The 24002-nt window shown below is 65.2% G+C and carries 23 protein-coding genes and 4 pseudogenes; 10 read left to right on the top strand and 17 right to left on the bottom strand.

Annotated features, from left to right (window positions below):
• Positions 1–93: 93 nt before the first annotated feature.
• On the top strand, positions 94–1104 hold the full coding sequence (locus ACVWW1_RS24995; RefSeq protein WP_207832995.1) for a KpsF/GutQ family sugar-phosphate isomerase: 1011 nt from the start codon (positions 94–96) through the stop codon (positions 1102–1104).
• A gap of 103 nt (positions 1105–1207) precedes the next feature.
• Here ACVWW1_RS24995 and ACVWW1_RS25000 read toward each other — a convergent pair.
• Positions 1208–1748, bottom strand: a pseudogene (locus ACVWW1_RS25000) (carboxymuconolactone decarboxylase family protein).
• A gap of 89 nt (positions 1749–1837) precedes the next feature.
• On the opposite strand from ACVWW1_RS25000, the gene ACVWW1_RS25005 reads away from it, so the two are divergent.
• Positions 1838–2173, top strand: a complete 336-nt coding sequence (locus ACVWW1_RS25005) for a winged helix-turn-helix transcriptional regulator (protein WP_456657780.1) — start codon at positions 1838–1840, stop codon at positions 2171–2173.
• 211 nt (positions 2174–2384) lie between these two features.
• Here ACVWW1_RS25005 and ACVWW1_RS25010 read toward each other — a convergent pair whose 3' ends face one another.
• The 3 genes from ACVWW1_RS25010 to hemH form a co-directional block, all read right to left on the bottom strand.
• A complete protein-coding gene (locus ACVWW1_RS25010) occupies positions 2385–2831 on the bottom strand; it encodes an NfeD family protein (RefSeq protein WP_456657781.1) in 447 nt (148 codons plus the stop codon).
• A gap of 84 nt (positions 2832–2915) precedes the next feature.
• The gene (locus ACVWW1_RS25015; protein ID WP_176529097.1) at positions 2916–3917 is read right to left on the bottom strand and encodes an SPFH domain-containing protein; all 1002 of its coding nucleotides are present in this window, start codon (positions 3915–3917) and stop codon (positions 2916–2918) included.
• Positions 3918–4156: 239 nt separating this feature from the next.
• Positions 4157–5194 (bottom strand): ferrochelatase, encoded by a 1038-nt coding sequence (hemH, locus tag ACVWW1_RS25020; RefSeq protein ID WP_456660671.1) that lies wholly within the window; start codon positions 5192–5194, stop codon positions 4157–4159.
• A gap of 115 nt (positions 5195–5309) precedes the next feature.
• On the opposite strand from hemH, the gene ACVWW1_RS25025 reads away from it, so the two are divergent.
• Positions 5310–5711, top strand: coding sequence for an MAPEG family protein (locus ACVWW1_RS25025; RefSeq protein ID WP_456657782.1), 402 nt, complete (start codon positions 5310–5312; stop codon positions 5709–5711).
• A gap of 145 nt (positions 5712–5856) precedes the next feature.
• Here ACVWW1_RS25025 and ACVWW1_RS25030 read toward each other — a convergent pair whose 3' ends face one another.
• The 3 genes from ACVWW1_RS25030 to ACVWW1_RS25040 are packed head-to-tail and all read right to left on the bottom strand — an operon-like array spanning position 5857 to position 9685.
• Positions 5857–6966: a nickel/cobalt transporter gene (locus ACVWW1_RS25030; protein ID WP_456657783.1), complete on the bottom strand. Its 1110-nt coding sequence runs from the start codon at positions 6964–6966 to the stop codon at positions 5857–5859.
• Positions 6963–7598 (bottom strand): DUF1007 family protein, encoded by a 636-nt coding sequence (locus ACVWW1_RS25035; RefSeq protein ID WP_456660672.1) that lies wholly within the window; start codon positions 7596–7598, stop codon positions 6963–6965. The genes ACVWW1_RS25030 and ACVWW1_RS25035 overlap by 4 nt, the downstream gene beginning before the upstream one ends.
• Before the next feature lie 11 nt (positions 7599–7609).
• Entirely contained in the window at positions 7610–9685 is a 2076-nt protein-coding gene (locus ACVWW1_RS25040; RefSeq protein ID WP_456657784.1) for a M3 family metallopeptidase, read from the bottom strand.
• Between the two features lie 131 nt (positions 9686–9816).
• Here ACVWW1_RS25040 and ACVWW1_RS25045 point away from each other — a divergent pair, with 131 nt between their 5' ends.
• From ACVWW1_RS25045 to ACVWW1_RS25070, 6 genes and pseudogenes are all read left to right on the top strand, one after another.
• Complete coding sequence (locus tag ACVWW1_RS25045) at positions 9817–10077, top strand: hypothetical protein (RefSeq protein WP_376711762.1); 261 nt, start codon at positions 9817–9819, stop codon at positions 10075–10077.
• Positions 10078–10737: 660 nt separating this feature from the next.
• Complete coding sequence (locus ACVWW1_RS25050) at positions 10738–11880, top strand: type III PLP-dependent enzyme (RefSeq protein WP_456657785.1); 1143 nt, start codon at positions 10738–10740, stop codon at positions 11878–11880.
• 128 nt (positions 11881–12008) lie between these two features.
• Positions 12009–12614 carry a GNAT family N-acetyltransferase gene (locus tag ACVWW1_RS25055; protein ID WP_456657786.1) on the top strand — a complete coding sequence of 202 codons (606 nt, stop codon included), beginning with the start codon at positions 12009–12011 and terminating at the stop codon, positions 12612–12614.
• Between the two features lie 10 nt (positions 12615–12624).
• Positions 12625–12792 (top strand): hypothetical protein, encoded by a 168-nt coding sequence (locus ACVWW1_RS25060; protein WP_456657787.1) that lies wholly within the window; start codon positions 12625–12627, stop codon positions 12790–12792.
• A 92-nt stretch (positions 12793–12884) separates the two neighbouring features.
• A complete protein-coding gene (locus tag ACVWW1_RS25065) occupies positions 12885–13274 on the top strand; it encodes a RidA family protein (protein WP_456657788.1) in 390 nt (129 codons plus the stop codon).
• A 40-nt stretch (positions 13275–13314) separates the two neighbouring features.
• Positions 13315–14758 (top strand): annotated as a pseudogene (locus ACVWW1_RS25070) (homospermidine synthase).
• Positions 14759–14824: 66 nt separating this feature from the next.
• Here ACVWW1_RS25070 and ACVWW1_RS25075 read toward each other — a convergent pair.
• The 9 genes and pseudogenes from ACVWW1_RS25075 to ACVWW1_RS25115 all read right to left on the bottom strand — a co-directional run bounded on the left by ACVWW1_RS25075 (position 14825) and on the right by ACVWW1_RS25115 (position 21673).
• Positions 14825–15565, bottom strand: coding sequence for an acetoacetate decarboxylase (locus ACVWW1_RS25075; RefSeq protein ID WP_207833011.1), 741 nt, complete (start codon positions 15563–15565; stop codon positions 14825–14827).
• A gap of 120 nt (positions 15566–15685) precedes the next feature.
• Positions 15686–16015 carry a hypothetical protein gene (locus tag ACVWW1_RS25080; protein ID WP_456657789.1) on the bottom strand — a complete coding sequence of 110 codons (330 nt, stop codon included), beginning with the start codon at positions 16013–16015 and terminating at the stop codon, positions 15686–15688.
• An 80-nt stretch (positions 16016–16095) separates the two neighbouring features.
• A pseudogene (locus ACVWW1_RS25085) lies at positions 16096–16814 on the bottom strand (MgtC/SapB family protein).
• 44 nt (positions 16815–16858) lie between these two features.
• Positions 16859–17879 (bottom strand): annotated as a pseudogene (locus ACVWW1_RS25090) (WD40 repeat domain-containing protein).
• The gene (locus ACVWW1_RS25095) at positions 17879–18916 is read right to left on the bottom strand and encodes a CobW family GTP-binding protein (RefSeq protein WP_456657790.1); all 1038 of its coding nucleotides are present in this window, start codon (positions 18914–18916) and stop codon (positions 17879–17881) included. Before ACVWW1_RS25095 ends, ACVWW1_RS25090 begins: the two are co-directional and overlap by 1 nt.
• A 51-nt stretch (positions 18917–18967) precedes the next feature.
• Positions 18968–19840 (bottom strand): metal ABC transporter substrate-binding protein, encoded by an 873-nt coding sequence (locus ACVWW1_RS25100; RefSeq protein WP_456657791.1) that lies wholly within the window; start codon positions 19838–19840, stop codon positions 18968–18970.
• A 5-nt stretch (positions 19841–19845) separates the two neighbouring features.
• Positions 19846–20715 carry a metal ABC transporter permease gene (locus tag ACVWW1_RS25105; protein WP_298380175.1) on the bottom strand — a complete coding sequence of 290 codons (870 nt, stop codon included), beginning with the start codon at positions 20713–20715 and terminating at the stop codon, positions 19846–19848.
• 5 nt (positions 20716–20720) lie between these two features.
• Positions 20721–21476, bottom strand: a complete 756-nt coding sequence (locus ACVWW1_RS25110) for a metal ABC transporter ATP-binding protein (RefSeq protein WP_456657792.1) — start codon at positions 21474–21476, stop codon at positions 20721–20723.
• A 2-nt stretch (positions 21477–21478) separates the two neighbouring features.
• Positions 21479–21673, bottom strand: a complete 195-nt coding sequence (locus ACVWW1_RS25115; protein ID WP_456657793.1) for a hypothetical protein — start codon at positions 21671–21673, stop codon at positions 21479–21481.
• 585 nt (positions 21674–22258) lie between these two features.
• Here ACVWW1_RS25115 and ACVWW1_RS25120 point away from each other — a divergent pair.
• Positions 22259–23299 carry an IS110 family RNA-guided transposase gene (locus tag ACVWW1_RS25120; RefSeq protein ID WP_456655417.1) on the top strand — a complete coding sequence of 347 codons (1041 nt, stop codon included), beginning with the start codon at positions 22259–22261 and terminating at the stop codon, positions 23297–23299.
• Positions 23300–23625: 326 nt separating this feature from the next.
• Here ACVWW1_RS25120 and ACVWW1_RS25125 read toward each other — a convergent pair whose 3' ends face one another.
• Positions 23626–23934 (bottom strand): hypothetical protein, encoded by a 309-nt coding sequence (locus ACVWW1_RS25125; RefSeq protein WP_456657794.1) that lies wholly within the window; start codon positions 23932–23934, stop codon positions 23626–23628.
• Between the last annotated feature and the right edge of the window lie 68 nt (positions 23935–24002).

Consider the following 24002-nt stretch of genomic DNA (forward strand, 5'->3'; position numbering starts at 1 on the left):
AGCCGTTGAGGATCCTCCGCCGCGCGTCGCATCGCGGAATCGAACGTGCTAAGGGAGACGCCCGGGTGCAAAAACCCTCCCCTGGAATCCGAAATGGCCAAACCGAAACCGCTGATGACCAAATCATCCGGCCCCGATGATGGCGCCGTTCAGTCGGCGCTCCGCACCCTCGATGCCGAAGCAAGCGGCGTCGCTGCGCTCTCCGCGGCACTCAAGTCCGACCTCGGCGCGGCGTTCACGGCGGCGGCCGAGCTGATCCGCAAGGCCAAGGGGCGGCTGATCGTCACCGGGCTCGGCAAGTCGGGCCATATCGGCCGCAAGATCGCCGCGACCTTCGCCTCAACCGGCACGCCGGCGTTCTTCGTGCACACCGCCGAAGCCAGCCACGGCGACCTCGGCATGATCACCGCCGACGACGCGATCCTGGCGCTGTCATGGTCCGGCGAGCAGCCGGAGATGCGCAATCTGATCGCCTATGCCGCGCGCTTCGGCATCCCGCTGATCGCGATGACCGCCGACAAGGACTCGACGCTGAGCAAGGCGGCCGACGTGCAGCTCACCATGCCGAAGGCCCGCGAGGCCTGCCCGCATAATCTGGCGCCGACCACATCCTCGCTGATGATGCTGGCGCTCGGCGATGCGCTGGCGATCGCGCTGCTCGAAGGCCGCGGCTTCACCTCGACCGATTTCAGCGTGCTGCATCCGGGCGGCAAGCTCGGCGCGCTCCTGAAATATGCCCGCGACCTGATGCACAGCGGCGAGGCGCTGCCGCTGAAGCCGCTTGGTACCAAGATGTCGGACGCGCTGGTCGAGATGACCTCGAAGGGCTTCGGCTGCGTCGGCATCGTCGACCGCCACGGCCATCTGATCGGCATCGTCACCGACGGCGATCTGCGCCGGCAGCTGACGCGCCCCGAGCTTTTGACGCTGTCGGTCGACGAGGTCATGACCAAGACGCCGAAGACGATCAGCCGCGACACCTTGGCCGGCGAAGCGCTGGAGCTGCTCAACGCCTCGAAGATCACGACGCTGATCGTGACCGATGCGAAGAAGCCGGTCGGCATCATCCATCTGCACGATCTGCTGCGCGCGGGCGTGGCGTAGGGCCACGCTTCTTCCCGTCATTGCGAGCGAAGCGCAGCAATCCATCTCTCCGCTCGCGGAGGCATGGATTGCTTCGTCGCTTCGCTCCTCGCAATGACGGCGGTTAGCTCGGAAACCGCGCTGCGGTCGCCTCCAGCGGCAGGGCCAGCGCGTTGGCGAGGTAGGAGACCGTGCGGTAGAAGCCGCACAGCAGGATGATCTCCAGCACTTGATCGTCATCATAATGCGCCGACAGCGCCGCGAATTCCGCGTCATCCAGCGTCGCGCGCGCATGCAACGCGTCGACCGCAGCGATCATCGCCTGTTCGGCCGGCGACCAGCAGTCGGCATCGGCCTTGCCGCGCACGGTGGCGTGAACCTGCTGCTCCGACAGCCCGGCGGCGGCGCCGAACGCGCTGACATGCACGCCCCATTCATATTCGCATGCATTGAGCGCGCAGGTCCGGTCGATCACGATCTCGCGTTCCCGCAGGGGCAGCGGCCCGCGGTCCAGCAGGCTGCCGCCGCGAAACTTCTCCCAGGCGCGCGGGTGGCCCGCCATCATACGGAACAGCACCAGCGGCGGCTTGCCGCGCATGATGCGGTCGAAATGCTGTTGAACGTCCGCGGCGTAAAGGCGGATCGAGCGGCGCGATGCGTGACATGGGCTGATCTCGTTGCTACATTTACTGTAGCTAAACGCTACAATATCTGTAGCGATCGACGCAAGCGAGATTCAAGAGGGACTAGCGACATGGCGAAGCAGGTTCCGACCGCAAAACCCGGCGTCCGCGGCTCGCGGACCGGCCGCCCGATCATGGCGCTGCTCGATCTGCTCGGACGGCGCTGGACCTTGCGCATCTTCTGGGAGCTGCGCGAGGGCGCACTGACCTCGCGCGCGCTGCGCACCGCCTGCGACGAGGCCTCACCGACGATCCTGCAGACGCGGTTGACCGAACTGCGCGAGGCCGGGTTCGTCGAGCTGACGGATGATGGTTACGGCCTCACCGCGCTCGGCCGGGAGCTGTTCCAAACCTTCACGCCGCTCAGTCGCTTCGCCGGGCGCTGGAGCAAACAGGGCGGCAGCTAAGCCGTGATGAAGTTAGGTGGAACTGGCAACCGCGAAGACGCTGCGCTCCCTCTCCCGCTTGCGGGGGAGGGCTGGGGTGGGGGTATCACCGCGAATCCCATCGTGGAGAGAGCCCCCACCCGCCGCGCTACGCGCGTCGGCCTCCCCCGCAAGCGGGAGAGGCGAAACGAGTCTCCGGTCCGGCTTGACTCAACTAAGAAATCGTCGCGCCTTAGACCGCCGCCACCGTCAGGCTCGCGCCATCGGCGCGGACCACCTTCACCCGGCTGCCGGCCGGCGCATCGGGGCCGGCGACGCGCCAGACCGTGTCGTCGATCCGCACCGTGCCTGATCCATCGACGATCGGCTTCTCCAGCGTGAATTCGCGGCCGACCAGGGCTTCGTTGCGGCGGTTGAGGAATGGATTGGTCTTGCTCGCCTCGGTCGCGCCCCGGGCAAAATGCCGCCACACCGGCACCGCCAACGCGGCGAACACCGCGAACATCAGGAGCTGTGTCTGCCAGGACGGCGTGAAGACGAACGACAGGAGGCCTACCAGCAGCGCCGCGAGCCCGAGCCAGAACAGGAACACCCCGGGCGCGGCGAGCTCCAGCGCCATCAGGATGAAGCCGAAGATCAGCCAGTTCCAGGTACCCAATGTCGAAAACATCTCGGCCATGACGTGACCTCTCAACGGTCTAAAGCCCCTCTCCCCTTGTGGGAGAGGTGAACGGAGCGCGCCGAAGCAGTCATTGTCACGCCCTTACCGCTGCGGCGGCACCGGCGATGGCGGCGTCGGACCGGCCGGCGGCACCGAGCCGCGCCGTGCGGCGGCCGCGGCGGATGCGGCACTCTCGCCGAAGGTGGCCTTCGCGATCTCGCCAATACCGGCGAGCGAGCCGAGGATGCTGGTCGCCTCGATCGGCAGCATCAGCACTTTCTGGTTCGGCGAATCGGCCAATTGCCCGAACGCCTTGATGTACTTGTCGGCGATGAAATAATTCAGCGCGGCGACGTCGCCCTTGGCGATGGCATCGCTGACCATCTGGGTGGCTCTCGCCTCGGCTTCGGCGGAGCGCTCGCGCGCCTCGGCGTCGCGGAACGCAGCCTCCTTGCGGCCTTCGGCCTGCAGGATCTGGCCCTGCTTGGCGCCCTCGGCGCGCAGGATCTCGGACTGCCGCTGGCCTTCCGCCTGCAAAATGTCGGCGCGCTTGACGCGCTCGGCCTTCATCTGCCGGCCCATCGCCTCGACGAGGTCGGCCGGCGGCACGATGTCCTTGATCTCGATGCGATTGACCTTGAGGCCCCAGGGCGACACCGCGGCGTCGACCACGCGCAGCAGCCGCTCGTTGATCTCGTCGCGATGCGACAGCACCTGGTCGAGGTCCATCGAGCCCATCACTGAACGGATGTTGGTCATGGTCAGCACGATAATCGCCTGGTTGAGATTGGCGACCTCGTAGCTCGCCTTCGCGGCATCGAACACCTGGAAGAACGCGACGCCGTCCACCGTCACGGTGGCGTTGTCCTTGGTGATCACCTCCTGCTCGGGGATGTTGATCACCTGCTCCATCATGTTCATCTTGCGCCCGATGCGATCGAAATACGGCACGATCAGATTGAGGCCGGGCGACAGCGTGCGGGTGTATTTGCCGAACCGCTCGATGGTCCAGTCATAGCCCTGCGGAACGGTCTTGATCCCGGCGAACAGCGTGACGATGACGAGAAGAACAAGCGCGATCGCGAAAATGTCGAAGCCAGTCATAAAGTCCTCCAAGGCACCGCGAGACCCGCGAGACCGTCGCCAGGCACGGTCGTGCATTGGTCGGCAGGACCGCTCCGCCGGTTCAGCCGGCTGTTGTTCTCTCTAGCACATAGGAAGCGGCTGTCGGACTGCCAGATGCACGCAAGCTGAACACGAGATGCAGCAAGGCTGAACGAACCACTGTGTCCGCTGTCACGGATCGTTAACAATCAGATCAAACCCGCCTGGATCAAGCCTCGCTAGATCCAGCCCTGAAGCTCGCGCAGCACGAGCTGGCGGATCACGTCCATGCCGCCGTCGCTGTCGTTGAGGCAGGGGATGGCCGCGAACTGCTCGCCGCCATTGTGCCGGAAGATCTCGGCATTCTCCTGCGCGATCTCCTCCAGCGTCTCCAGGCAATCGGCGGAGAAGCCGGGCATGACCACGGCAATTCGCCGCACGCCGTCCTTGGCCAGCTTCTCGACCGTCTTGTCGGTATAGGGCTGCAGCCACTCGGCATTGCCGAAGCGCGACTGGAAGGTGAGGATCAGCCTGCCGGCATCGAGCCCGAGCCGCTTGCGCAGCGCGTTGGTCGTGGCAATACACTGCGCCTGATAGGGATCGCCCTTGTCGACATATGCCTTCGGCATGCCGTGGAACGATGCGAGGATGATCTCGGGCTCGAACGGCAATGTCGCGAGGTGGTCATTGATCGAGACCGCGAGCGCCTCGATGTAATCGGGGTCGTCGTAGTAAGGCGGCGTCACCCGCAGAATCGGTTGCGCGCGCATGGCGGCCAGCACGCGAAACGCCTCGTCGCAGACCGTCGCCGACGTCGCAGCGGAATATTGCGGATAGAGCGGCACCAGCAGCAGCCGGCTGCAGCCTTGCGCCGCCAGTGCCTCGATGCGCTGCTTGATCGACGGGTTGCCGTAGCGCATCGCCCAGTCGACAACGACGTGATCGTGATCGGCGATCGCCTCCGCCAGCTTGTCGGCCTGCGAGCGCGTGATCGTCTTCAGCGGCGACTCGTTCTTCGCGGTGTTCCAGATCTTCAGATAGTCGCGCGCCTTGCGAGCCGGACGGACGCGCAGGATGATGCAATTGAGGATCAGCTTCCAGAGCAGCCCCTGGTCCTCGATCACCCGCGGATCGGACAGGAATTCCCTCAGATAGACCCGAACGCCGGCGGCATCCGCCGTATCCGGCGTGCCGAGGTTGACCAGGAGCACGCCGACGCGTTCCGGCTTCGGCGCCGCGGCGGGCTTCGCGCTCTCGAAGGGGATCACCGTGCTCATGATGGCGTTGCGCCTAAAGTCCTTCACTTGGGGGCTTTGGGCTTCGCGCGTTGCTCCAACCTTGTCAAGCCGAGTGCCGGTTGGCTACGTTCCGGTCCGTGAATGGGGAGGAACCATGACGATCGCCGAATGGTGCGTTTTCGGGACGCTGCTGCTCTCGCTGCTGACGATCGTATCGGTGAAATGGGCCGGCATAAGCGGTTTCGACAATTCGAAACCGCGCGATCCCGATTTCTACGACGACCCGATCCGCTCGCGCGCGCTCGGCGCCCACCAGAACGGCATCGAGGCCTTCCCGTTCTTCGCCTTCGCCGTGCTGCTCGCCGAATTCCGCGTCGGCCCGCTGCGGCTGATCGACGAACTGGCGGTGCTGTTCCTGATCGTGCGCATCGCCTACGTTTTCACCTATATCGGCAACCGCCCGACGCTGCGCTCGATCCTCTGGAGCATCGGCTTTGCGATCAACATCGCGATCTTCTTCCTGCCGGCGATCAGGGGGTATCTGACGACGAGCTGAGCGAGGCAGCCCTGTTTCCCCGTCATCCTGAGGAGCCGCGTAGCGGCGTCTCGAAGGATGTACGGCCCGTGGCCGTCGACCCTTCGAGACGCGCTACGCGCTCCTCAGGGTGACGGATCAAGAGACAGCGCGGGACTAAGGGACCTCACAAACACGTCGCCCGTTCGGCCGCGACATAGCCGAACAGCAGCCCGAGCCCGAACAGCAGCACCAGACCCGCGGCAGCAAACTCCAGGCCGCGCATGATCACCATGCCGCCGCCGTCGCGCGCGCCGCTCAGCCGCTCCGCCACGCCGCGTGCCGACACCGCAACCAGCGCGATCGCGGCCACCGTGATGGCGGTGCCGAGCCCCATCACGAAGGTCGCAGCAATGCCGGCCCAGAACAGGCCCTGCGCCAGCGCGAACACCAGCACCAGGATCGCGCCCGAACACGGCCGGATCCCGACCGTGAGGATCGCACCTAAGCCGCGCCGCCAGCCGCCGGGACCGGCGAGCTCAGCCGGCGTCGGCCCGTGCGAATAGCCGCAATGCTCGTCATGGACGTGCTGCGCGTCATGCCCGTGATCGTGGCCGTGATCATGATCTTCATGCGCGTGACGATGATGGTGCTCATGGCCATGGTCGTGGTGATCATGATCATGGTGGTCGTGATCGTGCTGATGCGTGCCGGCCATCGCCAGCGCCGGGCGCGGCAGCTGGAGTGCGCGGAAGAAGCCGCCGCCCTTGACCCAGACCAGCCGGGCGCCGAACGCCGCGATCAGCGCGTAGCTTGCGATCTCGATCGCCTTCTCCGCCCCGCACATGGTCTTCGCCGTCGCGTTGAGCAGCCAGGCGCAGATCCCGACGATCAGAACGGCGACCAGCGACTGCATCAACGCCGAGGCGAACGACAGCACGATGCCGCGCTGCGCGGTCTCGCGATTGGCGACCATGTAGGACGAGATCACCGCCTTGCCGTGGCCGGGGCCGGCGGCATGGAAGATTCCGTAGGCAAAGGAGATCGCGAGCAGCGTCCAGACCGCCGAGCCGTCGGATTTCGCAGCGCGGATGGTCGCCGATATCTCGCGGTAGAATTCCGACTGTTTTGCCAATAGCCAGCCGACGATCCCGCCCTGCGGCTCCGCAGCGCGCGGTGCGCCGAACGGATTTTGCGCCAGCAGCGCATGAACCGCACCGTCGAGCACCGCGAATGCCGCCAGCACGGCAGCGGACACGGCGAGGCCACGCATCGCGCGGGAGGCGATCGGCGTCATGGGCAATCCACCGTAATCTTGTTGGCGAACATCATCGCGAAATTGCCGGCACTCCCGTCGAGGAAGTTCTGCTCGCCGAGCTTCTGCGCGGCGGCGGTGCCGTCGTTCGGCCGCTCGAACTGCATCTTGCACTCGGCCGCGGCGCCGACCAGCTTGATCGGCTCCTTCTCCGCGAACTGGAAGTCGATGAAGTAGGTCGGGTCGAACACTTCCAGCGAGAGCTGCCTGGCCTTGAACGGCGTCTTCACCGGCAGGGTGAAGTGCAACGTCAGCGCCGAATCCTTGTATTCGAGGAAGTAGTCGACCGGCTCGGTGAACTTCTGCTTCTTGCCGTCGCCCTTGGCGAAGGTGAAGTAGGCGTATTCCTTCAGCGACTCGACATTGGTCTGCGCCAGCGGCGCCAGCTCCTCGCGGCTGTAGGCGCCCTTCACCTTGGTCTCGATGCCCTGCAGCGCATAGGTCGAGAACATGTCGTCGAAGGTCCAGGCGTGGCGGACCCCCGTGATGGTGCCGTCAGGCGCGTAGATCAGCTCGCTTTTGGCCACGATCCAGACATGCGGATGGGCCTCGGCGGCCGCCGTGCCGAGCACGACGGACACCGCGAGCACGAGCCCGGCGATCAGGCGGTTCAGAGAGGGCACCTTCAGGCCGCCTCGGGCGTCTCGAGCAGGCCGCGACGGCGCAAGAGCGCGTCCGGCTCGGGCTCGCGGCCGCGGAAGGCGACATAGGCCTCCTCCGGATCGCGCGAGCCGCCCGACGAGTAGATGTCGTCATGCAGCCGCTTGGCGGTCGCCGGATCGAAGATGTCGCCGGCCTCCTCGAAGGCGCCGAAGGCGTCGGCGTCCATCACCTCCGACCACATGTAGCTGTAGTAGCCGGACGCATAGTGGTCGCCGGAGAAGATGTGGCCGAACTGGGTCGGCCGGTGCCGCAGCGAGATCTCGGCGGGCATGCCGATCTTCTCCAACTCCTTCTGCTCGAAGGCGCGGACGTCGCGGCTCGCCGCCGCCGGCTGGGTGTGGAATTCGAGGTCGACCAGAGCCGAGGAGACGAACTCCACGGTGGCAAAGCCCTGGTTGAATTTCCGCGCCGCGAGGAAGCGCTTGAGCAGGTCGTCCGGCAGCGCCTCGCCGGTCTGGTAGTGGCGGGCGAAACGCTGCAGCACCTCGGGCCGCTCCTGCCAGTGCTCGTAGAGCTGCGAGGGCAGCTCGACGAAGTCGGTGAAAACAGATGTCCCCGACAGCGACGGATAGGTCACGTCCGAGAGCATACCGTGCAGGCCATGGCCGAACTCGTGGAACAGGGTCCGCGCGTCGTCCGGCGACAGCAGCGACGGCGCGCCGTCGGCGCCCTTGGCGAAGTTGCAGACATTGATGACCAGCGGCGCGACGTCGCCGTCGAGCCTCTGCTGGTCGCGCAGCGAGGTCATCCAGGCGCCGGAGCGCTTGGAGGGCCGCGCGAAGTAGTCGCCGTAGAACAGCGCCTTGTGCTGGCCGTCGCGGCCCTTGACCTCCCACACCCGCACGTCCGGGTGCCAGACCGGCACATCCTTGCGCTCGGCGAAGGTGACGCCGAACAGGCGGGTGGCGCAGTCGAAGGCGGCCTCGATCATGTGGTCGAGCACCAGATAGGGCTTGATCGCGGAATCGTCGAAATTGGCGCGGCGCTGGCGCAGCTTCTCAGCGTAGTAACGCCAGTCCCAGGCCGCCAGGGTGAAATTGCCGCCCTCTTCAGTGATCAGCGCCTGCAGCGCATCGCGGTCGGCGAGTGCCCGCGCCCGCGCCGGCTTCCAGACCCGCTCCAGCAGGCCGCGCACCGCCTCCGGCGTCTTGGCCATGGAATCCTCCAGGCGGTAGGCGGCGTAGGTCGGGAAGCCCAGGATCTTCGCCGTCTCCTCGCGGAGCGAGAGGATCTCCACGATGGTCGCGTTGTTGTCGTTGGCGTTGCCATTGTCGCCGCGGGCGGTGAAGGCCTTGTAGACCTTCTCGCGCAGGTCGCGCCGCGACGAACTCTGCAGGAACGGCTCGACCGAGGAGCGTGACAGCGTCACGATCGCCTTGCCGGGCTTGCCGCGCTCTTCCGCCGCAGCCTTGGCGGCCGCCACATATGTGTCGGAGAGACCGGCGCGGTCGCCCTCGCCGAGCTCCATGAACCACTCCTGCTCGTCGCCGAGCAGATGGTGGCTGAACGCGGTGCCGAGCTGGGCGAGGCGCTCGTTGATCGCGGCCATGCGGGCCTTGGCGGCGTCGTCGAGCCCGGCGCCGGAGCGATGGAAGCGGGTGTAGGTGCGCTCCAGGAGCCGCATCTGCTCGCCGGTCAGGCCGAGCGAGGCGCGCTTCTCGTGCAGCATGGCGATGCGGCCAAACAGCACAGCGTTCATCATGATCGGATTCCAGTGCCGCGCCATCCGGGGCGACACCTCCTTGTCGATCTCCAGGATCGCCAGGCTCGAATGGGCCGAGACCAGGTCGTAGAACACCGCCGAGACCTTCGACAGCAGCTTGCCGGAGCGCTCCAGCGCCGTGATGGTGTTGTCGAAGTCCGGCAGCGCCGGATCATGGGTAATCGCAGCCACTTCGGCCGAATGGTCGGCGAAGGCCTGCTCGAAGGCAGGGAGGAAATGCTCCGGCTTGATCTCGGCGAAGGGCGGCGTCTCGAGCGGCGTCTGCCATGCCTTCAAGAGGGGGTTGGCGTGAGCGTCTGCGCTGGTTTCTGACATCGAATATCCCGTTTTCCGCCTTGAAAATGCGGACCCAATCTATATCACGCGTTACGGCATTTTTGGGCCTTTTGCGCTTGATACATGGGCACTTTTCGGAGAGATTGCGCCCCCTGAACAGGACCTATTCCATGACCATGCAGCCCTCCACCGCAGGCACGAGCCGGATCCTCTGGCCGAGCGTCATCACCGTGATTTCGGCGGCGATCCTGATCGGCGCCGAAGTGTTCGGCGCGGCCTTCGCCGGCGGCTGGGCGCTCGCGATCGCGCTCGGGCTCGGTGATTTCGGCGCGCACATCCTGCAGGCCGTGCTGTTCGGCATCGGCGTCCTGATCATGATCGCCTTCATCCGCGCAGCTCAACGCGTCGAGCCGTTCACGCGTCGCGCGTGAGCTGAAGCGATTCAAGAAAGCGCTGCGGCACAGGGCTTAAACGCACACGCTTCGCTAGTCATTCTTAACAGCCGTTCATCTTCAGCGCCTGCTGCGCGCGCCATCGCAAGCACGCGTTAGGGAAATTTGTCGCTATCGCAAAAAAATTCTTGCGAAGCGAATTTAAAAGACTTATTTCCTGCCTTGCCCAATTTCGCACGTGCCTGTGGTCGTGTGTCAGTCGGTAGGTATCCGGACAAGAGGCCGGACAGCCGCCAAGGGGTGGAAGAACCGAGGGTCGCTTACGTCCGTCAGGACACGAGGCGGCCAGCATCTCTCTCCAGGGATGCCGTTGAAGGTCTCACCACTCTTAGCAACCGTGACTGGCAGCCGGAGGCGAACCGGCGCACCCCGCTCTCCACGGGGGACGCGACTTAAAGCAACGACGGATCGGGCTTTTTTGGTCTCTACCGGCAGTCCAACGCCGGCGCGGGCTACTGAAAAGGCTTGTCCTTCATTGCCAGGTGAGCGGGCGGGAAACTCTCCCAACCAATCCACGGCAGCACAGTCTGGTTTGAGTCTTTTGGCTTCGTTGCGCCTCCATCGCGCGATGTGGCCGGAGCACTTTGACCCGACGTCATGTTGATGCGGATCCCGTCGCTGGGGCCGCTGGAGAGTGCCATGACTGAACGTATCCAGGAATTCCTGCGCAGCCGCCGCCAGGATGGTCTCGACACCGAGCCGTGCCTCGTCGTCGACCTCGAGGTCGTGCGCGACAACTACCAGACCTTCGCGAAGGTGCTGCCGGACAGCCGCGTGTTCTACGCGGTGAAGGCCAACCCAGCGCCCGAAGTGCTGTCGCTGCTCGCCTCGCTCGGCTCCTGCTTCGACACCGCGACCGTTGCGGAAATCGAGATGGCGCTGGCCGCCGGTGCGACGCCGGACCGCATCTCCTATGGCAACACGATCAAGAAGGAGCGCGACATCGCGCGCGCCTTCGCGCTCGGCATTCGCCTGTTCGCAGTCGACTGCGCCGCCGAGGTCGAGAAGATCGCCCGCGCCGCTCCCGGCGCGAAGGTGTTCTGCCGCATCCTCTATGACTGCGCCGGCGCCGAGTGGCCGCTGTCGCGCAAGTTCGGCTGCGATCCGGAGATGGCGGTCGACGTGCTCGACCTCGCCAAGCGCCTGGGGCTCGAGCCGTGCGGCATCTCGTTCCATGTCGGCTCGCAGCAGCGCAAGGTGAAGGCGTGGGACCGCGCGCTCGCGATGGCCTCGACCGTGTTCCGTGACTGCGCCGAGCGCGGAATCAACCTCTCCATGGTCAACATGGGCGGTGGCTTCCCGACCAAGTATCTCAAGGACGTTCCGCCGGTCCTGCAGTATGGCCGGTCGATCTTCCGTGCGCTGCGCAAGCATTTCGGCAACCAGATCCCGGAGACGATCATCGAGCCGGGCCGCGGCATGGTCGGCAATGCGGGCATCATCGAGACCGAAGTCGTTCTGATCTCGAAGAAGAGCGACGAGGATGAGGTTCGCTGGGTCTATCTCGACATCGGCAAGTTCGGCGGTCTCGCCGAGACGATGGACGAGTCGATCCGCTACGCCATCCGCACCCCGCATGACGGGGCGGACATGACGCCGTGCGTGCTCGCGGGTCCGACCTGCGACTCCGCCGACGTGCTGTACGAGAAGCTGCCGTATCCGCTCCCGGTAACGCTCGAGATCGGCGACAAGCTGCTGATCGAAGGCACCGGCGCCTATACGTCGACCTACTCGTCGGTGGCGTTCAACGGCATTCCGCCGCTGAAGACCTACCACATCTAAGCCGCCTCCTTTTCGAGGCCTGATAAACCGGGAGCCGGCCCCGCCGGCTCCTTCCCGATCATTTTGATTTTTCTGAACGACGCTTGCGCGGCGTGCGACTTGCCGTTGCAAGCGGGGACTGACGTGCCATGACTGCAAAATGGAACACCCCCGTTGCCCTCATCCGAAAAGCCGCCCCGTTCGCGATCCGCGCGGAGCGGGCTTCGGACGTCGTCGCGCGCGAAGCGCTGCTGGATGCCTGCTTTGGCGAGAACCGCCATGCCCGCACTTGCCAGCGCCTGCGCGACGGACGCGCGCCCGCCCAAGGCCTGAGCCTTGCGGCCGTGCGCCATGATGGCCGGCTGGTTGGAACCGTGCGGCTGTGGCACGTCAGCGCGGGGGGCCGCAGCGCGCTGATGCTGGGGCCGCTGGCGGTCGACGACGACTGCCGCGGCCTCGGCGTCGGCGCCGCGCTGATGCAGCGCGCGCTGGCCGTGGCGAAGGCCCGCGGCCACGGCGCGGTGATCCTGCTTGGCGATGCGCCCTATTACGCCCGCTATGGCTTCACCGCCGCCGGGACCGGCGAATTGTCGCTGCCCGGCGCATTCGAGCGCGACCGGCTGCTCGGCATCGAGCTGGTCGAGGGCGCGCTCGATGGCGCCTGGGGGATGATCACGCCGACCGGCGCACCGCTGCCCAAGCGCAAGGCAACCCGCAACCAGAAGGCACCGCTCGCCGTGCCGCACGCGGCGTAAGGCGGGCGCCATGGCAGAGAACCTTCCCACAATCGATGGCGCGCGCCCGCGATGGCGCGGCCTCGTCACCACGGTCATGCTGGTCCTGATCTCGGTTATGATCGTCCGGGACATCCTGATCCGGCGCTGGACCGGCACGCCGCCGTCGCCGCCGGACACCACGCAGCAGTCCCGCTAGCGCCTGCTCTCAGGCAAGAATCCAAGGGGTTGCGCGGGCGGTAAAAATGCCCGTAAACCCCCGCGCAGAAGCTTTTTCCGTCGAGGTCCAGCATGCCCCGCCGCCTGATTTCCACCGGCTCGCCGTTCGAGAAGACCGCGGGCTACAGCCGTGCCGTGATCGACGACGACTTCGCCTTCGTCGCCGGAACCACCGGCTACGACTACACCACCATGACCATGCCTGATGATGTCACGAGCCAGTCACGGAACTGCTTCAAGACCATCGAGGCGGCCCTCACCGAGGGCGGCTTCACGATGGCCGACATCGTCCGCGCGACCTACTACCTCACTGATATCAGTGACGTGGATGCCCATTTCGCGGTCTGTGGCGAGGTTCTCGGCGACATCCGCCCGGCCGCAACGATGCTGATCGTCGCGGGGCTCTACAAGCCCGAGATGAAGGTCGAGATCGAAGTTACCGCAAAGCGACGCAACCCCTGATCCACTCTACCCGCCGCTCGGCGCTCTCCTGGAGAAAATGATGAGCCCCTCCTCGCAGATCTACGCGAAAATCACCGGTCCCATTGTCATGATCGGCTTCGGCTCGATCGGCAAAGGCACGTTGCCGATGATCGAGCGGCATCTCGATTACGACAAGTCGCGCATCACCGTGATCGATCCCAAGGACGAGGGCCGCAGGGCGCATTGCGAGAAGCAGAATGTAAAGTTCATCCAGCAGGCCGTGACCAAGGACAATTACCGCGACCTGCTGACCCCGCTGCTCACTGAAGGCGGCGGCCAGGGCTTTTGCGTCAATCTCTCGGTCGATACCGGCTCGACCGACATCATGGAGCTCTGCAACGAGCTTGGCGCTCTCTACATCGACACCGTCAACGAGCCCTGGCTCGGCTTCTACTTCGATTCGTCAAAGGGCCCGGAAGCGCGCTCCAACTACGCCCTGCGCGAAGTGACGCTGGCCGCCAAGAAGGCGCGTCCCGCGAGGTCGACCACGGCCGTCTCCTGCTGTGGCGCCAATCCCGGCATGGTCTCGTTTTTCGTCAAGCAGGCGCTGCTCAATGTCGCCGCCGATCTGAAGCTCAATGCCCCGAGGCCGAAGACCAAGGCCGAATGGGCGGACTTGATGCGGCAGGCTGGTATCAAGGGCATCCATATCGCCGAACGCGACACCCAGCGCTCCAAGTCTCCGAAGGAGCCTGATGTCTTCGTCAACACCTGGTCGGTGGAAGGTTTCCTGTCGGAAGGCGTGCAGCCGTCCGAACTCGGTTGGGGTACCCATGAAAAATGGATGCCCGAGAATGCGCGCACCCACGAAGCCGGCTGCGGCGCGGCGATCTATCTGATGCAGCCCGGCGCCAACACGCGCGTGCGGACCTGGTGCCCGACCCGCGGCGCGCAGTATGGCTTCCTCGTCACCCACAACGAGTCCGATCTCGATCGCCGATTACTTCACGGTGCGTGACGCATCGGGCACGGCGATCTATCGGCCGACCTGCCACTATGCCTATCATCCGGCTGACGATGCCGTGCTGTCGCTGCATGAAATGTTCGGCCGCGCAGCGAAGATGCAGGAGAAGCACCACATCCTCGATGAGAACGAAATCGTCGACGGCATCGACGAACTCGGCGTGCTGCTGTTCGGTCACGACAACAATGCCTACTGGTACGGCTCGCAGCTCTCCATCGAGGAGACCCGCAGGCTCGCGCCCTATCAGAACGCGACCGGCCTGCAGGTGACCTCCGCGGTGCTCGGCGGCATGGTGTGGGCGCTGGAGAACCCGAACGAGGGCATCGTCGAAGCCGACGAGATGGATTTCGATCGTCTGCTGGAAATCCAGCTGCCGTATCTCGGCCCGGTGAAGGGTTTCTACACCGACTGGACTCCGCTGACGGATCGTCCGGGACTGTTCCCGGAGGATATCGACACCAGCGATCCCTGGCAGTTCAAGAACATCCTGGTGCGGTGACCGCACAGCGTACGTTGAGAACGAAAATGCCCGGCTCACGCCGGGCATTTTGCTGTCTGGCGCCGCTCACTTCGCCATGTAGTCGAACGCGACCGAGCCGAGGCCGAGCGTCAGGTCCGCCTTGTAATGCAACGCCGAGACCACCTCGCGCACCGGCAGGCGGGCGACGTCGCACAGCGCGTGCGGAAACAGACCGAGCGCGGAGGGCCCTGTCCAAGCCTCCTTCAGAACGATGTCGTCGAGATGGAAGCGCACCAGCTCGCAGATCCGCGGGCTGCCGTCGACATGCGGAATGATCTTCAGGATGAAGTTCGGCGCCTTCATCGCGTTCAAGACCGTATCGTGATCGACCTTGTGGTACTTGTAGCCCATGGTGGCGGAGGCGCAGAGTACCGAGCCGTAATGCAGCGAGCCGACCAGCACGTCGCTCTCGACCGCGATCTTGGGCCGCGCCAGCTTCTTCGGAAATCCCCAGAGCTCGCGGCCGCCCGCAATCGGGGCCTCGTCGTCGAGATACATCGCGTGGGTATAGGCCCCGAGCTCACCTTTGAAGCGGACCGGGATCACCTGGCCGGTTTCGGTGTAGTCGCCGAAGCCGGTCGAGTCCGGCATGCGGATGAATTCGTACTTCACCACGGGCTCGGCGACCTCGAGCGGCTCCGGCACCACGGCCGCCAGCGCTTCGGGGTCGGTCTTGTAGGTGATGATGAAATATTCGCGGTCGAAGAACCGATACGGCCCCGGCGGAAACGACGGGTTGGTGAGCGGCATCGAATAGGCGGTGCGCCGGACGTCCTCAATCTTCATGAAAGGCCCCATTTGTCGTTGGCAAGACGACAGATTATGGCGGGCGCAGGCGGCAGAGGCGAGACCGTATAATCGGCAGCATCAGTCAAATGCGCGTCACAATGCGCCGGCCGAACGCGCCTATTTCTTCTCAATCGGCGGCGCGGTCTTCTCGGCGGGCGCCGGCGGCAGCACCGGCCTGGCGCCGGCCTTCTGCGCTTCAGCGTCGGGACGCGCCGGCTCCGGCGCCGGCGTCGTCGGCCGCTCGCCGCCGGGCTTCGACTCGGCCGGCGGCGCTGTCTTCTCTGGCTCGGGTGACGGCGTCGTCTGCAGCGGCTGGGTCGCCTGCGCCATCTCTTGCGGCGCTGCGTTGATCGCGTGCAGCGACAGCGCCGCGATCGCAACGCCCGCCACCACCAGCGTGGAGGCGATCAGCACGTCGTTCCGCAGACTGGTCCGATCCGCAGCCATCTCATTCACCCGCGATTGTCAGCGAGGTCAACGATCCGGCCGCGGCATGGTTCCTGAGCAGAGCTTACGGGAACCTCACCTCAATCCGTGGTGCTGATTTCCCAGGTTACGTGCCGCACGCCGGGCTGATGCTGCAGATCGACCACCACGGCATTCAGCTCGTTGGGGTCGACCGCGGTCGAGACCAGCGTCGCCACGATCTCCACAGGAAGTCGTCGCCGGCCTCGACCACGTTGACATCGGCGACCGGATAGTTCGCGGCCTCGAGCTTCTCGACCAGGCGGTCGCGCATGTTGGGCAATGCCTCCGGAGTCACCGCGAGCTTGAAGTAGTAGGTCGCCTCCGAAGCCTTCTCGTTCAGCGGGATGCGGTTGATGGCGTTGACCAGCGGGCGCAGCAGCGTGTTGCCGGCGATCACGAACACGGTCAACGCCGCCGCCTGCGCCACCAGGTCGGCGCCGGCGCAGGAGCCGACCGCGGCCGAGGCCCACAGCGTCGCCGCGGTGTTGAGGCCGCGCACGTCCATGCCCTGCTTCATGATGACGCCGGCGCCGAGGAAACCGATCCCCGACACCACATAGGCGATTACCCGCACCGCGCCATCGGCACCCGCCAGATGCATCGCGAGATCGACGAAGGCGGCCGCGCCGACCGCGACCAGCACATTGGTGCGCAACCCCGCGGTGCGCTGCCGATACTGCCGCTCGGCCCCGATCAGGGTGCCGAGCACAAAAGCTGACGTCAGGCTGACCAGCGTGTCGATGAAGTCGGCGAGCTGGAATGTCGTGAGAAATCGCATGGCGCTGCCGATTCTTCCTCGCCCGAGAACGATGCAGCGATCTCTTACATTTCCAGGATGCCCGCGTCACCATCTTCCGTGCCGTAGGCGAGCAGCGTGCCCTTGGCATTCCATCCCAGCGCCGACACCGCGGTACCGGCGTTCCGGCGCACCAGGATCTCGGCGCCGTCCTCGAGCCGGACCATCAGCACAGTACCGTCGGCGTAGCCGACCGCCATGATGTCGTTCTTCGGATGGCAGGCAACCACCGCGACCCGCGCCGGCATCGGCGCCAGCATCGCCGGCTCCTTGCCCATCGGACCGTCCTTGCTGGTGAACGGCCAGACGATCACGGCATCGGCGCCCGAGGTCGCGAGTCCCTTGCCGCCGGCGCTCCACGACATCGAGCGCACGCGGCCGGGATAACCGCTCATCCGCATGTGCCTGTTATCGGCGAGCCGCCAGCCATGCATCGCGGCCTCGTGCATCGCCGTGACAAGAAACTTGTTGTCCGGGCTGAAAGAGACCGCGAGGTGCGAGCCGGCCCATTCCAGGAATTCCGGGTTGGCGGCCATGTTGGGAAACCACAAGGTCACGCCGTTGTAATGCGCAATCGCAAGCCGCAGGCCCTTCGGCGCGAACGCCAGTCCGCCGACGGTCGACGGCACCTCGAAGGTTTTCTCTTCGCCCTTGGGATTGCGCACGAACGCGGTCTTGCCCGCCGACCACGCCACGGTGCCGTCGCTGTGCAGCGCGACGTTGTCGATCCAGCGCCGCTTGGCGTCGGTCGCAATGGTCGAGGTCTCGCCCTTGGCGTCGATTGCGATCAGCTTGCCGTCGTCACCGCCGGTGACAAGCCGCTTGCCGTCGGAGGCCGCGCACAGGATGGCGCCGAAATGCGTCTCTGTCCGCGTGATCTCGCCGTCGCGCGGTCGCGATCGCGACGCTCTCCTCGGCGCCGACGAAGAACGCGCGGTCGCCGAGGAAGTGCACCGAACCGACCGCCGCGCCGAGCGGAAGCGACTTGACGCGGTCGGTGATCGAAACGATGGAAGATGGGGCCTCGCCCGGGTCGAACTCTTTCATCACGTGGTGATGCACTGCTCGAAGCCGTCGCGGATCGCCTGCTCGGGCAATTCGCGACCAATGAACACGACGCGGCTTTCGCGCTTCTCGCCGTCCTTCCACTTCCGCTGGTGGTCGCCCTCCAGCATCATGTGGACACCCTGGAAGACGTAGCGGTCGTCATCGCCGGTGAAGGCGAGGATGCCCTTCGAGCGCAGGATCTTCTGCCCCTCGGTGGCGACGAGGTTCTGCAGCCAGGGCATGAACTTGGTCGGATCGAGCGGCTTCTCCGAACGCAGCGACAGCGATTGCATGTCCTCGTCGTGATAGTGCTTCAGCCCATGGCCGTGATCGTGGTGATGGTGATCATGGTGATGATCGTGGTCATGGTCGTGACCGTCGCCGGCCTCGAGGAAATCGGGCTCGATCTCCAGGATGCGGTCGAGGTCGAACGCGCCGCGCTCCAGCACGTCAGCGATCCCGACCTGGCAGCGCTCGGTGCGGTGTAGCTTGGCATAGGGGTTGATGCCGCGGATGCGGGCCTCGACCTCGGCAAGCTCAGCCTTCGAAACCAGATCGGTCTTGTTCAGCACGATGACGTCGGCGAACGCGATCTGGTTCTTGGCTTCCGGCGCGTCCTTGAGGCGGTCGCTCAGCCACTTGGCGTCGGCAACGGTCACCACCGCGTCGAGCCGGGCGTTCTTCTGCACGTCCTCGTCGACGAAGAAGGTCTGCGCGACCGGTGCCGGATCGGCGAGGCCCGTGGTCTCGACGATGATGGCGTCGAACTTGCCCTTGCGCTTCATCAACCCGTCCATGATACGGACGAGGTCGCCGCGCACCGTGCAGCAGACGCAGCCATTGTTCATCTCGAAGACTTCCTCATCGGCGCCGATGATGAGGTCGTTGTCGATACCGATCTCGCCGAATTCGTTGACGATGACGGCGTATTTCTTGCCGTGGTTTTCCGACAGGATGCGGTTCAACAGCGTGGTCTTGCCGGCGCCGAGATAGCCCGTCAGCACGGTCACTGGAATTTTTTGCGAAGCTTCAGCCATAACAACTCCGAATTGGGGCCGCGCTCAATCCCGGCAGGGAGGCCCCTGCCCCTAGTTGGCGAGCGCGCTGGTCAGGGCCTTTATATTGTGCCTGACCATATCAATGTAAGTGGGTGCCTGGCCCTTTTCGCCCGTCAAACTGTCCGAATACAGGGTCCCGCCGACCCTGGCGCCGGTCTCGGCCGCGATCCGCTCGATCAGGCGTGGATCGCTGATATTTTCGAGAAAAACTGCCGGAATTTTCGCAACCTTGATCTGGGCGATGATGGCGGCGATATCGCGTGCGCTGGGCTCGGAATCGGTCGAGACGCTGAGCGGCGAGAAAAACGTAATTCCGTAGGCGTCGGCGAAATAGCCGAAGGCGTCGTGGGTCGAGATCACCTTGCGCCGCGCGTCCGGTATTTTCGCCACCGCCTCGTGCACCTCGCGGTCGAGCGCTTCCAGCCTCGCCAGATAGGCGTCGGCATTGGCCTTGAAGACGCCGGCACGGTCGGGGGCAGCGGCGATCAGCCCGTCGCGAATATTGACGACGTAGATCTTCGCATTGGCCACCGATTGCCAGGCATGCGGATCGTCATGGCCGCCCATCTTGCGCGGCATGATCCCCTTGGTTGCCACCGCGACCGGCGCCTTGCTGCCGGAGGCCTGCAGCAGCCGCGGCAACCAGCCCTCGAAGCCGAGGCCGTTGATGACCAGCAGCCTGGCGTCGGCGACCTTCTTGGCGTCCGCCGGCGTCGGCGCATAAACATGCGCGTCGCCGTCGGGCCCGACCAGCGCCACCACGTCGACGCTGTTGCCGCCGACATTGCGCACCATGTCGGCGAGGATCGAGAAGCTCGCAACGACATGGATGCGCTCCTCGGCGCGCGCCGCGCCGCTCGCCAGCATCAGTGCCAGACCGATCAATCCAACCAATCGCCGCATCGTCCTCACGCCTCGAGATGGCGGCCGGGAAACAGCTGCCGAACCAGGCCGCTGACATTGCCGAACAGCAGCGACACAATATAGAGCCCCGCCGCAACCAGGATGATCGCGGGGCCGGAGGGAATCCGGGTCTGGTACGACAACACGAGCCCGGCATAGCCCGACACAATCGCGCTCGCGACCGCGATGCAGATCATGGTGGTGATGTCGCGCGACCAGAATCGCGCAATGCCTGCGGGCAGGATCATCAGCCCGACGCCGAGCAGCGTGCCGAGCGCATGGAAGCCATTGACGAGGTTGACCACGACCAGCGCGAGGAAGGCGAGATGCGCCGGCGCGCCCGCCCGGCTCACGGTGCGCAGGAACACCGGATCGACGCATTCGATCACCAGCGGGCGATAGATCACCGCAAGCACCAAGAGCGTGAGCGTGGCGTTGAACGCGATCACCAGCAGGGTCTGGTCGTCCATCGCCAGGATGTTGCCGAACAGCACGTGCAGCAGGTCGATATTGGTGCCCTTGATGGAGACGATGGTGACACCGAGCGCGAGCGAGACCAGGTAGAAGGTCGCGAGCGAAGCATCCTCCTTCAGCTCGGTGGTGCGGGCGACGAGGCCGGCGAGCAGCGCCACCGCGAAGCCCGCGATCAGGCCGCCGGTCGTCATCGCGAACAGATTGAGCCCGGACAGCAGGAAGCCGATCGCAGCGCCCGGCAGGATCGCATGCGCCATGGCGTCGCCGACCAGGCTCATCCGCCGCAGCATCAGGAATACGCCGATCGGCGCACCGCCGAGCGACAGCGCGATCACCGCCGCGAGCGCGCGGCGCATGAATTCGAACTCGGTGAAGGGCGTGATCAGCGCGTCAGTCAGCATTGGCGTCAGGCGGCCCGTGAGCGCGGATCGGCGGCGCAGGCCGCGGCACTGTCGTCGAACGCCTCGCACATCCGCATCGCGACCGTCAGATTGTCCGGCGTCAGCGTCTCCGCGGTCGGGCCCCATTCGACCGGGCCGCGCGCCAGCAGCAGCGTTTCCGGGAAATTGTTGCGCACCATGTCGAGGTCGTGCAGCGCCGCCAGCACCGTGCGCCCCTCGCCGTTCCAGCGCTTCACCAGCGCCAAGAGATCGGCGGTGGTCTTGGCATCGATGGCGTTGAACGGCTCGTCGAGCACGATCAGGCGGGCATCCTGCAACAGCACCCGCGCGAACAGCATCCGCTGCATCTGGCCGCCGGACAGCGTGCCGATCGGGCGGTTCTCGAAGCCGTTGAGGCCGACGGCCGCGAGGGCCGCCCGGATCTTGTCGCGCGCGGCCTTGCCGATGCCGCCGAAGAAGCCGGTCGAGCGCCACAGCCCGGTGCCGACGAAATCGAACACCGAGATCGGAAACGTACGGTCTATGTCGGCGGATTGCGGCAGATAGGCGATGTCGCGGTGGTCGAGCCCGTCGAGATCGATCACGCCCGACAGCGGCTTCAGCACGCCGGCGATGCCGCGCAGCAGCGTCGACTTGCCGGCGCCGTTCGGGCCGATCACGGCGAGCAGTGCGCCCGCCTCGACCGCACCGTTGAGATGATGCACAGCCGGGTGGCGGTCATAGCCGAGCGTGACGTCGCGGAAGGTGACAAGCGCGGTCATGGTCACCTCATCGCCAGCCAGACGACGCCCCACAGGCAGGCAGCGACCGCGAGCGCCGCGGCCAGCCGCGCCGGCACGGGCATGCGCAGGATCGACCAGGGCGCGGCCTGGGCCGGATGTGCCGAGGGGCCGTGACTGTGCCCGTGGGGATGGGCGTGGCCATGATGGTGGTGGTCGTGGGTGTGCGTATGCGCCATGGGAAACTGTTATATTATAACATAACGCGAGTCTACAAACGAGGAACTCATGGCCGATCCGCAAAACCGGGAGAGATTCGAGCTGCGCCGGCAGAGTGACGCCCTCGCCTGCAGCTTGCCCGGAACACCCGCCCTGATGGAACCGTCGGCTATCAGCGTCAGGATCAGGATCTTTGGATCGAGCGCCGGCCGGGCTGGGGCTGGGTGGCTTGGGATCCGGCGAGCCAATCTTGCACCGGCCGTCCCTGGAACGTGCTGCCGGCCGCCTTAGGGCGATCACCCGCCGGAAGGCGACTGGGTGAGCCGCAAGGGGGCGAAGTCGTATGTTTATAGCCTCGTGTATGTGAGCTAGGCGAAGAGTCATCGCGGCACGGTCTGTCTCAAGTTCGTCGTCTCGGCGGGAGCCTCTCCGTTCGTCGTCCTGGCGAAAGCCAGGACCCATAACCACCGCATTCGGTGATGAACGGGATCGCGGCCCCAGCGTCGCGCAACAATTGACAGTTGGGGTTGATGGTGTGGACGGCCCCCTACGGCATCAGTGTGCCAGAATGAGGTTGTTGTAAATCTCAGACAAGGAGACCGTCCGTGAGAGAGATTATCCGTATTGGGATGGATACGTCGAAGCATATTTTTGTGCTGCATGGGGTTGATGCGTCCGAGCAGCCGGTCTTACGCAAGAAGCTTTCGCGCAAACTCGTGCTGGAGTTCTTCGCCAAATTGCCGCCGACGGTGATCGGGATGGAGGCCTGCGGAGCTTCGCAATATTGGGCGCGCGAGCTTTCCAGGCTGGGCCATGAGGTGAAGCTGATGGCGCCGCAATTGGTGAAGCCCTACGTGATGCGGAACAAGAATGACGGGCGTGATGCAGAAGGCCTGTGTGAGGCGATGAGCCGGCCGAGCATGCGCTTTGTGCCGGTGAAGACGGCCGAGCAGCAGGCTGCGCTGATGCTGATGGGGGTCCGCGACGGACTGATCGCCCGGCGCACCCAATTGACCAACACGATCCGCGGCCATGCGGCGGAGTATGGCCTGATCGCGCCCAAGGGACTGGAGGCGATCGAACCACTGCTGGCGCGGATCGCGCAGGACGAGACGCTTCCCGCTCTGGCGCGCGAGCTGTTTGTCGTGCTGGGCCGGGAGTGCGTCAGGCTCGAGGGCGAGTTGGAGGTGGTTGAGGCCAGGCTGATGGCCTGGCACCGCGGCGATGCCACGGGCCGGCGCCTGGCTCAGATCCCCTCGGTCGGTCCGATCATTGCAACGATGCTGGTGATGAAGACACCTGATCCGGGCGCGTTCCGCTCCGGTCGTCACTTTGCGGCTTGGCTGGGATTGACACCCAAGGACCACTCCACCGCAGGCAAGACCAGGCTTGGCAAGATCACCCGGGCGGGCGATGAGGACCTGCGCCGTCTGCTGGTCGTCGGGGCCACGGCGGTGATCCAGCAGGCCAGGCGGGGGCGCGGTCATCACTCGCGCTGGCTGCTGGCGCTGATCAAGCGTAAGCCGCCGAAGCTTGCGGCCGTAGCGCTCGCCAACAAGGTGGCGCGCATCGTCTGGAAGCTGATGGTGACGGGTGAGAGTTATGACGCCGCACGGCTGAATGCCGCGACGACGGGTACCGCTTAACAGATTGGCCGGCTGGCGGGCTCGCTCGTCAGCCGACCCGGAGCTGCAAGAGCAGATGGAGCGATCGATCGAGCAACGATGCGAGACAATCCGTGGGACCCATCGGCCGTCAACAGGTCGCGTGGTTGTTTGGAACTCGCATCGCGCAAACCATCTTGGCCAGCGATCCATTCGATCGCACTCAACAGGCCGGACATATGGATGCAAGCGATCCGATCAATCCCAGAAAGCTCTTGTGCCACGGGGGCCGTCCACATATGGGTCCCGGCCTTCGCCGGGACGACGATGAGGATGGCTCTCGATTCAAGGGAGAGACGGCAGCCAGTCTACTGGCACACCGGCGCGGTCAGTTTTGGATCAGCTGGTCTTGCTGACCAATACGCCCGCTGACTGAGCTCCGCTTCGTTTATCGCGGGAGCACATACGTAGCTCGTCTTGCCAATGCACATGGGCGAGCCAATCGAGAAGATGAGGTTTTCGTAGATGCAATAATTGCCGATCCCGGATGGCAGATCGGTCGGCGGCGCTGTGGAGCCCCCAAAATAGGGCTGCGATGAGCCGCCCGGCGCCCTGTCTTGCGCCTCGGCCGCATGAAGGGAAATCAAGAGCGTCAGACACGTGGCGATGCGGAGCATGATCCCTCCTGTCAAAGAATGCCGGCGAAGCGTCGGGCGACTTCCGGCGCGGGAAGCGCACTGGCGGC

It is taken from the genome of Bradyrhizobium sp. JR3.5 (assembly GCF_054057015.1).